The 12,344-nt window shown below is 68.1% G+C and carries 10 protein-coding genes; 3 read left to right on the top strand and 7 right to left on the bottom strand.

What is annotated here, in order from left to right:
• Window positions 1-99: 99 nt before the first annotated feature.
• Window positions 100-816 (bottom strand): cysteate racemase, encoded by a 717-nt coding sequence (gene cuyB, locus FKZ61_RS03440; RefSeq protein WP_141608670.1) that lies wholly within the window; start codon window positions 814-816, stop codon window positions 100-102.
• Between the two features lie 430 nt (window positions 817-1,246).
• Between cuyB and pdxA the strand changes: the two genes are divergently transcribed.
• A complete protein-coding gene (gene pdxA / locus FKZ61_RS03435) occupies window positions 1,247-2,290 on the top strand; it encodes a 4-hydroxythreonine-4-phosphate dehydrogenase PdxA (protein ID WP_141608669.1) in 1,044 nt (347 codons plus the stop codon).
• A gap of 6 nt (window positions 2,291-2,296) precedes the next feature.
• On the top strand, window positions 2,297-3,526 hold the full coding sequence (locus tag FKZ61_RS03430) for a four-carbon acid sugar kinase family protein (protein ID WP_141608668.1): 1,230 nt from the start codon (window positions 2,297-2,299) through the stop codon (window positions 3,524-3,526).
• Here FKZ61_RS03430 and FKZ61_RS03425 read toward each other — a convergent pair.
• Both FKZ61_RS03425 and FKZ61_RS03420 read right to left on the bottom strand, forming a co-directional pair.
• A complete protein-coding gene (locus FKZ61_RS03425) occupies window positions 3,523-4,056 on the bottom strand; it encodes an NUDIX domain-containing protein (RefSeq protein WP_141608667.1) in 534 nt (177 codons plus the stop codon). The genes FKZ61_RS03430 and FKZ61_RS03425 overlap by 4 nt on opposite strands.
• Before the next feature lie 9 nt (window positions 4,057-4,065).
• Window positions 4,066-5,142 carry an amidohydrolase family protein gene (locus FKZ61_RS03420; protein ID WP_141608666.1) on the bottom strand — a complete coding sequence of 359 codons (1,077 nt, stop codon included), beginning with the start codon at window positions 5,140-5,142 and terminating at the stop codon, window positions 4,066-4,068.
• A gap of 59 nt (window positions 5,143-5,201) precedes the next feature.
• Between FKZ61_RS03420 and FKZ61_RS03415 the strand changes: the two genes are divergently transcribed.
• On the top strand, window positions 5,202-6,224 hold the full coding sequence (locus FKZ61_RS03415; protein WP_141608665.1) for a WD40/YVTN/BNR-like repeat-containing protein: 1,023 nt from the start codon (window positions 5,202-5,204) through the stop codon (window positions 6,222-6,224).
• Window positions 6,225-6,306: 82 nt separating this feature from the next.
• On the opposite strand, the gene FKZ61_RS03410 is transcribed toward FKZ61_RS03415, so the two are convergent.
• The 4 genes from FKZ61_RS03410 to FKZ61_RS23835 form a co-directional block, all read right to left on the bottom strand.
• On the bottom strand, window positions 6,307-7,215 hold the full coding sequence (locus tag FKZ61_RS03410; protein WP_141608664.1) for a hypothetical protein: 909 nt from the start codon (window positions 7,213-7,215) through the stop codon (window positions 6,307-6,309).
• Between the two features lie 309 nt (window positions 7,216-7,524).
• A complete protein-coding gene (locus FKZ61_RS03405; RefSeq protein WP_141608663.1) occupies window positions 7,525-9,294 on the bottom strand; it encodes a polysaccharide deacetylase family protein in 1,770 nt (589 codons plus the stop codon).
• A 3-nt stretch (window positions 9,295-9,297) separates the two neighbouring features.
• Window positions 9,298-10,197 (bottom strand): Gfo/Idh/MocA family protein, encoded by a 900-nt coding sequence (locus FKZ61_RS03400; RefSeq protein ID WP_141608662.1) that lies wholly within the window; start codon window positions 10,195-10,197, stop codon window positions 9,298-9,300.
• Between the two features lie 81 nt (window positions 10,198-10,278).
• Window positions 10,279-12,174, bottom strand: a complete 1,896-nt coding sequence (locus tag FKZ61_RS23835; protein ID WP_141608661.1) for a heparinase II/III domain-containing protein — start codon at window positions 12,172-12,174, stop codon at window positions 10,279-10,281.
• Window positions 12,175-12,344: the final 170 nt, after the last annotated feature.

The raw sequence follows: 12,344 nt of genomic DNA, 5'->3' as shown, positions 1-12,344 counted from the left end.
TGGAACGGCCACTACGACAGTCTGGCGGTCAATACCATGGCAGAAATTCGGCGGCACTATCTCTGGTAGATTCTATCGGCGAATTTCTGCCGGGATTTACTACATCGCCGGCACAGCCTCCTGACTGGCCCGGGCCTCCCGGATCACCGCCTGGGCCAGCACCCGGGTGGACGAAAGCAGGGGCACCGGCAGATCCCCGTCATGGAGCACCAGGGGAATCTCCGTGCAGCCCAGGATGAGGACTTCGGCCCCGGCCGCCACCAGCCCGGCGCCCACCGAACGCAGCAAATGCACCGGCTCACCCTCCAGGATGCCGGCCTTGATCTGGTAGACTGCGTCCATGATGGCCGCCACAGCCTCCCGGTCTGGCACCAGCGCGGTTAACCCCACGGCGGCCAGGGCATCCTGGTAGAGGTGGCACTGGAGGGTGCCGCTGGTGGCCAGGACCCCGATACGCCGGAGGCCAGGCCAGTGCGCCACAATAGCCTGGGCCGTCTCCCGGATCATGTGCAGAATGGGCACCTGACACTGGGCCTGCAAAGCCCCCCAGTAGTAGTGGGCCGTGTTGCAGGGCATGGCGATCAGTTGGGCGCCCATGCGTTCCAGCCGATGGACGCCCTCTATCATCTGCGGCAACGGATCCGTCCCGCCGTGGAGGATGGCCGCCGTGCGGTCGGGAATGGTGGGATCGTTGTGGATCAGGATGGGCAGATGATCCTGATCCCGGCGCGCCGGGGTGAGGCTCACGATCTGCTGGAAGAGGTCCACTGTGGCTGCGGGCCCCATGCCCCCCAAAATGCCTACCACTTTTGCCATGCTTGCCTCCTGGCCTCGATGCCCTGCTGGAGAATGGTTGAAAGAAGGGCCAGTTGCCTGGCCCCAAAATCCCTTCCATTCTACCCCAACTTTCTTCATCGGTCACCGTGGAGACGCGCAGGAGACAGGGAAAGTGACCGCCGGTCCGGTATGGAAACCGGACCTACGAAATCATGAACGCCACTTCACAAGACAATCGATGCCCCCCCTGCAAAAAGGGCATTTTTGAACGCAAAGACGCAAAGAAACACAGGAGAGGGTAACCCGAATCAGCGTTCATCTGCGTGGGTCAGCGTCTTCATTTGACCTTTGTGCAGTAGAGCCAATCGATATCATCGGTGGATCTCACCGCGAAGTGCCGATAGGGCCGGGGATGTGGTAGGATTGGGGCAGGAACACCACGCGCATGCAACCAGCCTGGAGCTATATCATGAAACATGAACGAGAAGAACGGCCGCTGCTGGCCATCACCCTGGGGGACCCGGCCGGCATCGGCCCGGAGGTCATCGTCAAGGCGCTCCAACACCCCGAACCCTGGGAACGCTGCCGCCCCCTGGTGGTCGGCGACAGCCGCATCCTGCGTCGGGCCATGGCATGGGTGGGTGGACCGCCCCTGGCGGTGGAGGCGGTGGCCAGCCCGCAAGAGGGCCGCTACGCCTCCGGTACCCTGACGGTCCTGGACCTGGGCAACGCGGATCCGGCAGAGATTGAGCCAGGCGTGGTACAGGCGGCTGCCGGCAAGGCCGCGGTGGAGTACGTCTTTCGCGCCTGCGACCTGGCCCTGGCCGGCGCAGTGGATGGCGTGGTCACCGCGCCCCTGAACAAAGAGGCCATGCACCTGGCCGGCTTCCGTTACCCGGGCCACACGGAGCTGCTGGCCGAACGCACCGGCGCCCAACGGGTCAGCATGCTCCTGGTCGGCCCCAAGCTGCGGGTGGTCCACGTGAGCACCCACGTCTCCCTGCAGGAGGCCATCCGCCGGGTGACCCCGGAGCGGGTGCGAGAGGTCATCGGGCTGGCCCAACAGGCCTGCCAGGCCCTGGGCATCCAGCAGCCGCGCATCGCAGTGGCCGGCCTCAACCCTCACGCCAGCGAGGGCGGCCTCTTCGGCGATGAGGAAGCCCGGGCCATCGAGCCGGCCATTGCCCAGGCTCGGGCCGACGGACTGAATGTCTCCGACCCCCTGCCGCCGGACACGGTCTTTCTGCGGGCCGTTCAGGGGGAGTTCGACATCGTGGTGGCCATGTACCACGACCAGGGCCACATCCCCATGAAGCTGCTCGCCTTCGACAGCGGCGTCAACGTGAGCATCGGCCTGCCCATCATCCGCACCTCGGTGGACCACGGCACCGCCTTTGACATCGCCGGCACGGGACAGGCCCGGGAAGAGAGCATGTTGGCTGCCCTGGACGTGGCCGTGCAGATGGCCCGGGCCCGGCGTCTGGGAGCGGCTCGCCATGCGCCCGAACAGTGAGGGACCATGGCAGAGCAGGCGACCCTCCTGATTTTGGCCGACGACCTGACCGGCGCGGCAGACTGTGCGGCCCGGTGTCGCCATGCGGGGCTGCCGGCCCAGATCCAGTTCACGCCGCCTGAGCCCCCCCTGCCACCCAGCGCGCTCGCTTTCACCTCCGACTCTCGTCACGTGTCCCCCACAGAGGCGGCCCGCCGGGTTGCGGCGCTGGTGGCTCCCCTGCGGAGGGTTCCCCAGGTCCGCTGGTACAAAAAGATCGACTCCACTTTGCGGGGCAACCTGGGCAGCGAGCTGGAGGCCATGTTGCGGAGCCTGGCCCAGGACCGGCCCCTGCCGCCGGCGATCCTCTGCCCGGCCTTTCCTGCCCAGCGCCGGGGCCTGGAAGACGGCTACCTGGTCCACGAGCAGACCCCACCCCGCACGGTGCACCTGCCCACCCTGCTGGAAGCCCAGAGCCAGCTCCCCGTGGCCGCCATTCCCCTGGCCGTGGTTCGACAGGGCCCAGAGGCGCTGGCCGAAGCCCTGGCTGCGGCCTACGGACGAGGTGCCCAGTTGCTGGTGGTGGATGCCCTGGCCGACGCTGACCTGGCGTGCCTGGTCGCCGCGGCCCGCCAGGCCCTGCCCCAGGCCCTCTTTTGCGGCAGCGCAGGCCTCATGGGCGTGCTGGCAGCAGAACTGGCCCGGGAGCCCGGGACCCCGCCCACCGACCAGGCAATTTCCCCGGCCGGGCATACAGACTGGAGACGGGCACTGGTGGTGGTGGGCAGCGGCAGCGAAATGGCCCACCGGCAACTGGCAGCCCTGGGTCGATTGCCCCAGGTGCATACCCTGGAAGTCACCCTGGATCAAACCGGCCCACCATTCCCGGAGGCCTTCCTGGAGCCGCCATCGACTGAACGAACAGTCTGGGTGCTCCACCTGCCGCGGCCCGCTCCCGGCGTCCCCCTGGAAGGGGAGAGGGCCCGGCGGCTGGTCGCCTACCTGGCCAGGCTGGGCTGTGGGGCCGTGGCCCGCCTGGAACCCGACCTGCTGGTCGTGGTGGGCGGCGACACCGCCATTCATCTGCTCCAGCAGTTGGAATTGGATCGCCTGGCAGTGCTGGCCGAGCTGCTGCCGGGTATGCCCCTGACAGAGGGTATGGACGCCGCCGGCCGCCTGCGGCGGGTCATCTTGAAAGCAGGCAACCATGGGGATGCCGACACCCTGTGCCGGCTGCTGGGCCTGAACGCCCGTTAACTCGCCTCCCCGCCGCTGCGGCCAGCACGAATCCGGGCCAGGTAGTCGGCCACCAGGCGGGTGTGGAGGGGGAAGGCCATTTCCACAGGCTCGGTGAGGATGGTGCGCTCGCTGACCTCCTGGGAGGGTTCAAAGGGCGGCAGGTCGGTAGCCGGCAGAGGCGGTACCTGGCCGCAAATCACCAGGGTTCCATCCGGCGCGCTGAAGACAGTCACCGGCTCCATGGTGGCCGGATCGATGGTGACACCCGCCTCTTCGTACACCTCCCGGGCGCCAGCCTCCTGCCAGGTCTCGCCCCAGTCCACGTAGCCGCCCGGCAGGGCCCACCATCCCCGGCGAGGTTCGATGTTGCGCCGGACCGCCAGGACGCCCGACCCCACCGGCACCAGCACGATGGTGACGGGGATGGGGTTGCGAAAGGAGACGTTGCCACAACGGGCACAGTGGCGAGGCCAGGGCTGTTGCGGCGGGAAGGGTGCCCCACAGTAGGAGCAGTGGCTGTGGGCTTCGTAACGGGGCCGCTCTCCCATGGGGCTGCCTCAGGCGGCCACCGCCATGGGCAGGCCATAGAGCCGGCAGGCCGTCTCCCCCATGACCCGGGACCGCAGCTCTGGAGGGAAGGCCCGGGCGGCAAAGTCGGGCGTGTCGCCGTCCCAGTGGGGATAGTCGGTGGAGAACATGAGCATGTTGCCCGCGTCGAACATCTCCAGGATGGCGGTGAAGTGGCGTCGATCCTCGGGCTCTTCCAGGGGCTGGGTGGAGAGGAGCACGTGCTCCTGCACGTATTCGCTGGGGGGACGTTCCAGCCATGGGGTGGTCATGCGCAGGGCTTTCCAGTTTTTGTCGAAGCGCCACAAGATAGGCGGCAGCCAGGAGACGCCTCCCTCCAGCATGACGAACTTCAGGCTGGGAAACTTGACGAAGACCCCCTCCACCACCATGCTCACCAGGTGGGCGATGTAGCTGGAGACCAGGTTGGTGTGCCATTCGAAGTAGCTGGTGGGGTAGCCGGCCACGGTGGGCGCGCCAGAGATGCCCACCCCTTCTGTGCCCGGGTGGATGGCCACGGGCAGGTTGTGCTCGACTGCAGCCGCGTAGATGGGGTGGAAGAAGCGCTGGCCGTAGGGCATGCGGGCCGCGCTGGGCATGATCACCTGGACCACGCCCGGATGGTCGCCCAGGCGGTGGATCTCCCGCACGGCCAGCTCCGGGTCGTTGGGGTAGACGGCGATGGACGCGCGGTAGCGGGGATCGGCCGGCAGCCAGTCGTGGATCACCACATCGTTCATGGCCGAAATCAGCGCCGCGGCGTAGTCTGGCTCCGGCGAGACACCCAGGTGCAGGACCGAGCCCACGTTGAGGATGCCGTAGCTGATGTGGTACTCGTCCAGCAGATGTCGGGCCAATGCCTGCGGGTCCTGTTCAATGCGAGTGCCGTCCTCCAGGACCGCATCCACCCGATTCACGCCGTTGGGATTCCAGTAGCCCAGGGTGCCGGAGCTTCGGTTGCCAGAACGAAAGCGGGTGCGCCACGGTTCGGGCAGAAACTCCGCCACCCGATCGCCATTCAGGCCGGGGTGGATGTCGGTGTCAACGATCAGGAGTGGGGTGCTCATGGGGTTACCTTTCTGCGAACGGTGAATTTGTGAGTCTCCGAAGGAAGGGAGCGAACATCATGGCAACCATTTTTCTGGCTTACCACGGCGGTCTGGCCGTCTTGAAACCGGTCCAGGGTACCTGGCAGGCCGACATCCACCTGCTGGGCCACGACTGCCACGCCCTGGCCGTGGATCCCCACCGCCCGGGGCGCGTCTACTGTGGCACCTTCGATGCCGGGCTGTGGCTGAGCGACGATGGAGGCCAGCAGTGGCAGCCGGCCCCCGGAACCCTCCCCCACGAAGCGGTGATGGCCGTGGCGGTCAGCCCCCACCAGGCGGTCAACGGCTACGGCGTGCTCTGGGCCGGCACGGAGCCCAGCGCGCTCTTCCGCTCGGAGGATGGCGGCCGGAACTGGGTGGAGCGGCCGGGCCTGCGCAGGCTGCCCTCCGCTTCAACCTGGAGTTTCCCGCCCAGGCCGTGGACCCACCACGTGCGCTGGATTGAACCCGACCTGGCACAGCCGGGCCGCCTTTTCGTGGGGATCGAGCTGGGCGGCGTCATGCGCAGCCTGGACGATGGGGAGACCTGGGAGGATCGCAAGCCCAACTCCCAACACGACTGCCACACCCTGCGCACCCACCCCCAGGCACCGGGCACCCTCTATGAGGCGGCCGGCGGCGGCTTTGCCGCCAGCTACGACGGCGGCGCCACCTGGCACCAGGAAGACGAAGGCATGGCCCATCACTACTGCTGGGGCCTGGCGGTGGATCCGGCCGACCCGCGCACCCTGGTAGTCTCCGCTTCTCCCGGGCCGCGCCAGGCCCACCAGGACAGCGCCGCGCAGGCCACCCTCTACCGGCGCTCCGGGGATGGCCCCTGGCAGCCGGTCCACGAAGGCCTGCCCCCGTCTCGAGGCACCCGGGCCTATGTCCTGGCCACCCATGCGACCGAACCGGGTATCTTCTACACTGCAACCCGCCAACGGCTCTTCCGTTCGACTGACGCTGGCCAGAGCTGGGAAGAAATCCCGGTGGCGTGGCCGGATGGCGTTCATTTTAACACGGTCAACGCCCTGGTACTCCATGCCGCCCCTGGATAAAAGCACGGGGACAGAGAGCGGACCAGCAGCGGCGGGCTGCCAACCCACGGCTTTGTCTCTGGAGAGGCCTGGTGCTCCTCTTTCAGTCCTCGGCCAACACCAGCGCGGCGTCGAAGTACCAGGTCTCCTCCGAGACAAAATGCCAGAGCCCGCTGACGCTGCCGACGGGCATCATGCGCAGGGCCTTGGGCCAGGGCACCCGGCGCCAGCCGTCCGGCGTGGGCACCAGGGGCGTGAAGGCCCGATTCACCAGGCGCCGGATGCCCGGCAGCACCGGCTCCACCTTGCCGGCCAGGTCAGCTGCCAGGGTCAGCCGCGGCGGCGCTTCGTCGGTGGGTTCCATTTCATCCAGGTAGCAGGCCAGCACGTAGGCCAGGTCCAGCCTGTGGGCGCTGGCATAGAAACCCACATACTGGGATGGCAGATCTTCGATGGCGAAGGGCGTGAAGGGCCCCAACAGAGCTCGGGGCGGCCGGTTTTGCCAGGCCTCGAACCGGCGGCTCCAATCCAGGTAGATGCCCAGGGCCACGCCCAAGATCCGGTCCCGGGGCACCCGCCCCGAGACCCAGTAGTAGGCCGTGTAGCCGGTGATGCCACCCCGCAGACCCTGCTGAATCACCACCTGGTCCCCACCCCGGGCCACCGCGGCGTGGACATCCCGGATCACCTGGGCCGGGTCGCCGGTGGCAAAGTGGGCGGTATCGAACCAACCGTAGCGCTCGCTGTAGAGATAGTGGTCCCGAGGCAGCTGGCCGACCACCCCGTCCCGGGATTCGCATTCCAGGGGCGGCACCTCCTCGCCGCCGGCCAGCAGATGGGCGACGCGGGCGACCGGGCTGACACCCAGCCAGGCGGAAAGCACCAGGGCCAGGGCAAAAAGTATCTTCCCGCCGGCGGCTTCCTGTCGCCGACGCCAGAGCCGCCACCCCATCAGCTGCAGCCGTACCCACAGACGAAGCAGAACAGAGACAACATCCCCGCGCCAAACCATGGCCACCAGTGTCCTTGCATGCATTGGATGTGGGGAGATGCCAGGGCGTTGCGAGCCGGTTCGCGCCCAAGAGCGCGTCCTGCTCCATGCTATTGTACCCCAATGGCGTCACCGGCCAGAATCTGCAAGGTCCGCTCGCCCGCTTCAGCGGCCCGATTTTGCCCCATCCAATTCATGACTCCCCTGCAAGAAGGGCATTTTTGAACGCAAAGGCGCAAAGGCGCAAAGAAGCGCAGGGGAGAGTAAGCCGAATCAGCGTCCATCTGTGTGGGTCAGCGTCCTCATTTGACCTTTTGGCAGTAGCGCCATTCATTCCAGGGTCAGGGTGTAGGCCGCGCCCGACCGGCCCTCCAGGGTCACGGCCAGGAAGTCATGCCCCCATCGCCGCACCCGGGTCACCGGCTGTGGCTCGCCGTTTACCTGACAGGCCTGGACCTCGGGGGCAAGCCAGAGCACGGTAGCCTCGGGCAGGGCGGCCGGCGTCTCCAGGGTGACCTGGGCGGCCCCGTGGGCCTGGCCATAGTCCCGCCACGTGACCTGGCGCCGGGCCCGCTCCCAGGCATTGATCTCCCGGGCCGTCCACCAGGCCATGCCCGCCGCCCGACAGCCCTCGACCATGGTTTGGATGGCCTGGACCACGCCCGGCTTGCGAATGTGGGCCGGGTGGAAAAGCAGATGCAGGACGCCATGGCTGCGCAGCACCGCCTCCATCAGGGCCGGCCCCAGGGCCTCTGGGGCGAAGACCTCCAGATCCTGGGTCGGCGTACACAGCTCCAGCACGTCCAGGCGCTCCCCGGCGAAGTCGACCGGGAAGTACGGATGGCAGGTGCCGAAGTTGAAGCCGGCCTCCCCCGTCTTGGACGCGCCCTTGGACTGATCCAGCTGGATGCCCTGGTCCAGACACCACCGGAAGAGCTCCGTGTCCCCTTCCCAGCGCAGGTAATGGTTCTTGTTGGTCACCGGCCGCTCGCCGCCGAACAGGGCCACCAGCTCCTCCCACTGGCGGACAAACTGCTCCTGGCTCCAGGGGAGCCCCGGCGTCATGCTGTCGTAGTGCATGGCCAGCTCGTGGCCGGCATCCCGGATGGCCGCCGTGAGCTCGGGCGGATATCCCGGCAGGATCACGCACCAGGTAGTCCGGACACCCGCCCGGTTCACCACCTCCAGCAGCTCCCAACCCAGCTCCACGTCGTTGCCGTCGGTGTCGTGGGAGATGTGGGCCAGGGCGGGCAGGTTGCGGGGATAGAGCCACAGCAGGGGCAGGGCCACGCCCCGGACGGTGGCCCCGTGGAAGATGCTCCGCAAGAGCAACTCCCGCCAGAGGTCCGCCACCGGTTCCAGAAAGGCCTGAAGTCCCGGCACCCCGGGGACTGGCTGGCGGTCGAAGATCCAGTCCAGCACACCGCCGTCCCCGCTCTTCAGCACCCGATCCTCCACAGGAGCCGTGCCGTCGGGTGCGGAGACGCCATCTCGGGTAACGCCCACCCCCTGCTGGATGCGCACCAGGGTCCCCGGGAGATCCGCGGCGAGGAAAAGGCAGCGGCCCTGGCCGATCTGCCGTTCGGTGAGGGCCGCCCGGGGCGTCTCCCGCTGGTGGGCATCCAACACCGAGGCCAGCACCGTCGCGCCGGCAGGGCGAGCCGGCAGGCCGTTGAAGAAGTGCAGGGGCAGGCGCAGATGGGCCACGGCAGGATGATCGGCCTGCCGAGGGGCCAGATAGCCTTCACCCAGGGTGCCTGCGCCGCCGCCAAAGCTGCGGTAGGCTGGGGGCTCCGGCGTCACGCCCAGCAGGTCCGCCAGCCCCCCGGTGCCGGCCACCGCGATCCAGACGCCGCCCGCCGCCACCCAGCGCCGCAGCTCCTCCTGGGTGGTTTCGGGCAGGACGGCATCGCCAACAGTGACCAGGATGGCCAGGTGATCCAGCGCGGCATCCAGGGTCTCGGGCGGGACGTCCCGATAGCAAAGGCCGGCATGATCCAGCGCCTCGTGGATGTAGTGGGGGTAGGCCACCGTCCGACCGGCATTGGGGGCGGGTTCCGGCAGGATGCAAAGTCCCAGGGGAGAGGCGGTTGCGTTCATGGCTCACAGCTCCCGGAGGTAAATCCGCTGGCCCCGATCCACACTCAGGTCGATGGCCTGGCCGATCTGGACTGCCTCCACCATTTCGGCGGGTTCCACCGGGCTGCCGCCGCCCCGCAGGCAGGCCAGGATGCGCTTCATCCCCTCCCGGTAGCAGTCGCTGATGTCCAGGGTGACGCTGTGGACGCCCTCCCGCCCCAGGGCGGTGGCCCGGAAGGCATACTTCGCGTCCACCGTAAGCTCCAGGGTGCCGGTGGCGCCGTCAGGCCAGGCACAGAGGACCACCACCGTGCCGTTGCCCTGATCATCCACGGCCGGGCCCTCCAGGGCATGGACCCACTCCACCCCGGTGCCCTGGGTCATGAGCATGAGCTCGATGCTGTGGATGGCGTAGAAGATGGCGCCGCCGTAGGGGTTGCGGCGGGTAGCTGGCCCGGTATAGATGCCGGCGCGCACGCCACCCAGTTGTCGGGCCGTGGCCAGGAAACGCTGAGCGTCCTGGCTGAAGCGGACAGTGGAGAAGGAAGTGAAGGGCGCGCCCGACTGGGCCGCCAGTTGAACGATGGCCCGGGCATCCGCCCCGGTGGTAGCCAGGGGTTTGTCGATGAAGGTGGGCACGCCGGCCTGGAGGAAGGGCCGCACCAGCTCCAGGTGGCGGCCGCCGTGGCGGGTGACACAGAAGACCGCGTCTACCCGGCCCAGCATCTCCTCCGGGCGAGGAACGATGGCATCGATGTGGCCGTGTTCGGCCACCTGGCGGGTACGCTCGGGATCTTCGCCCCAGATGGCCACCACCCGCGCGTCGGCGTCGGCCTGATAGCTGGGATGATCCGGGCGGTTCAAAATTTCGGAAAACCGTTCGGCGTGGCTGTTGTCGCTGCCGAGAATGCCAATTTTCAACATGGGCTCGCTCCGTTGTACAGGGTTGAGAATACAGGGTGGAGGGACGATGGATGAAGGGCCGTGAAATCTCGAGGCGCGGAGCTACGGCGGAGAGGGCAGGGAAGGGATCAGGACGCTGGTGCCGGCGTGGGCAAGGCGCAGCCCCCCTTCGGTGACGGATGCCGAAGGCGGAGACCAACTCCCGGCCTCGTCGCCACAGAAAATCCACCACCGCACCTGCTCAGGGCCGTCCAGGGTCTCGGTGAGAAGCCAGGTGAGCTCGCCCCGGCTGGCCCCATGGCGGCTCAGGCCGGCAGGATCCACAGCGCCTGGCAGGGTGCCAAACCAGAGGGCATGGCGACCATCGTCCAGGCGGGCCCATCCATGGCAAAAGGCCCAGGCCAGGTATGCGCCCCCGTGCCAGGCCGTCTGGACCTGGAGGCCTGCCGGCAGGCCCCGCAGCTCATCCTGTACCACCACAGCCAGGGGAGCCTCCAGCAGCCAGAGGGCCCGGCGGACGCTGGCGCCGGGCGGCAGGTTGCCGTAACAGCGGGTGATGTCCACCCAGGCGTACTGCCAGCCCTCAGCGGTCTCCCCCACCGCCAGCAGCCGACCACCCCGGTTCACCTGCACCGCCCCGTCGAAGACCGGCGCGTTGTGGGCGTGGACGCCCAGGGTGAAGTCCCGTTCCTCGCCGGGCCGATACTGCTGATAGCCGGGGTCGGTGATCCAAAAGCGGCCCTGCCAGCCGATGATCACCTGGCCGCCATCCCGATGGAGGTGACTCATGTCGCCCCGGTTGAGGCTGATGGCAGCCAGCCGGTGGGGCATCTCCCAGCCGATCCGCAGGGCAGCGGCGTTGGCCAGAACCGTGGGCGCCGGGCGGGGCGGTTCGTCGGGCAAGTGGGTCGGATCCGGTAGGTGGGCGGCTTCCTGGAGGGCGGCTGCGGGCATGCGCACCAGGGGCAGGCGGCGGGCCAGCCACAGGGCCGGTCCATGACTTCGCCAGCGGGCCAGCCGCAGCAGCACGGTCATCCAGAAGGGCATCTCCGGCTCCACATCGGACAGGGGCGCATGGAGGTCCGGCCGGCCGGGCAGGGTGAGGTGCAGCAGGTCCTGGAGCACGCTGTCCAGCGCGGGGCCGTGGTCGGCCACCAGGGCCTCCCGGTCGGGCAGCCCGGCCAGCCATTCGGTCACCGAGTCCAGCAGGTAGCCGTCATACGCGGTGCCCTCAGTGTGGGGCGGGTCGGCCAGGCGCAGCTGGCACCAGGCGTGGAAGGCGTCCCGGGCCCGGGCCTCCAGCACCTGGGCCCGGGGGTGGCCGACAGTGCGGGCCAGTTGGGCGTTGCGGACCAGCACGATGGTGGGGATGTTGTGCAGCCGGGCGGCGGTGAGGGGAGACGGGTCCGCCCAGGTCTCCTGGTACCAGGGCCAGACGTCCTGCTCCAGGAGACGTCGCGCTGCCGCCAGGGCGCGCTGGTAGAGAATCTCTTCCCAACCCTCCCGATCACCCAGGCAGAGGGCCAGGCAGGCAGCCACGTGGCCGGTGATGAGCTGGACCTGGCCGCTCCAGCCCACGAAGGTGGACCAGCCATCCAGGGCAGCCACTTCCTGCTGGAGCATCTGCCCGGCTTCCTGGTCATCTAGCAGGCGCCAGGCGGCCTGGAGGACCCGCCAGCGCTCCTCCAATTCCCACCAGAGCCAGACGAACCAGGGATAGCGGCGGCCGGAGCCTGTCCAGCCTGGGATGCCGGCGGGCAGGGCATCCGGCCGGTGATCCAGGGGCAGGGGAAAGGCCAGGGTGTGGCCGATGCGGTAGTAGTAGATATTGAGGACGCGCCGCTGTTTCTGGAAGGTGGCCCGGTCCGCCAGGGTGTCCCGCACCTGCTGGGGCGTCCAGGGGGCAGGATCCTGGGGGAAAAAGGGTGCCAGCTCGTAGGCCGCGGTGGCATACGGCAGGGGGAAGACGGCCTGGGGATAGGGGTGATGGGTCAGCACGGCGACGCTCCGCGTTCAGGAAACTCTGCCAGGAAACTCTGCTCGAGGCTGGGTCCGGCGATTTTGTCCGGAGCACAAACAAACACAGCCTACTATAACACAGTTGGCAGCCCTGTCAAAAGTAGCGCGCCGGGATGGCCGGCGTTTAATCCGGCCATCAAACTATTGGG

This window comes from Litorilinea aerophila (assembly GCF_006569185.2).
GTDB classification, from domain to species: Bacteria; Chloroflexota; Anaerolineae; order Caldilineales; family Caldilineaceae; genus Litorilinea; species Litorilinea aerophila.
The sequence above is the reverse complement of the archived record's forward strand: the minus strand, read 5'-3'. Positions and strand labels throughout refer to the sequence as shown.

Excerpts from the sequence above, each read along its gene's own strand:
- cuyB (WP_141608670.1), bottom strand. The coding sequence starts at position 816 with ATGGCAAAAGTGGTAGGCATTTTGGGGGGCATGGGGCCCGCAGCCACA.
- pdxA (WP_141608669.1), top strand. The coding sequence starts at position 1,247 with ATGAAACATGAACGAGAAGAACGGCCGCTGCTGGCCATCACCCTGGGG.
- FKZ61_RS03430 (WP_141608668.1), top strand. The coding sequence starts at position 2,297 with ATGGCAGAGCAGGCGACCCTCCTGATTTTGGCCGACGACCTGACCGGC.
- FKZ61_RS03425 (WP_141608667.1), bottom strand. The coding sequence starts at position 4,056 with ATGGGAGAGCGGCCCCGTTACGAAGCCCACAGCCACTGCTCCTACTGT.
- FKZ61_RS03420 (WP_141608666.1), bottom strand. The coding sequence starts at position 5,142 with ATGAGCACCCCACTCCTGATCGTTGACACCGACATCCACCCCGGCCTG.
- FKZ61_RS03415 (WP_141608665.1), top strand. The coding sequence starts at position 5,202 with ATGGCAACCATTTTTCTGGCTTACCACGGCGGTCTGGCCGTCTTGAAA.
- FKZ61_RS03410 (WP_141608664.1), bottom strand. The coding sequence starts at position 7,215 with ATGGTTTGGCGCGGGGATGTTGTCTCTGTTCTGCTTCGTCTGTGGGTA.
- FKZ61_RS03405 (WP_141608663.1), bottom strand. The coding sequence starts at position 9,294 with ATGAACGCAACCGCCTCTCCCCTGGGACTTTGCATCCTGCCGGAACCC.
- FKZ61_RS03400 (WP_141608662.1), bottom strand. The coding sequence starts at position 10,197 with ATGTTGAAAATTGGCATTCTCGGCAGCGACAACAGCCACGCCGAACGG.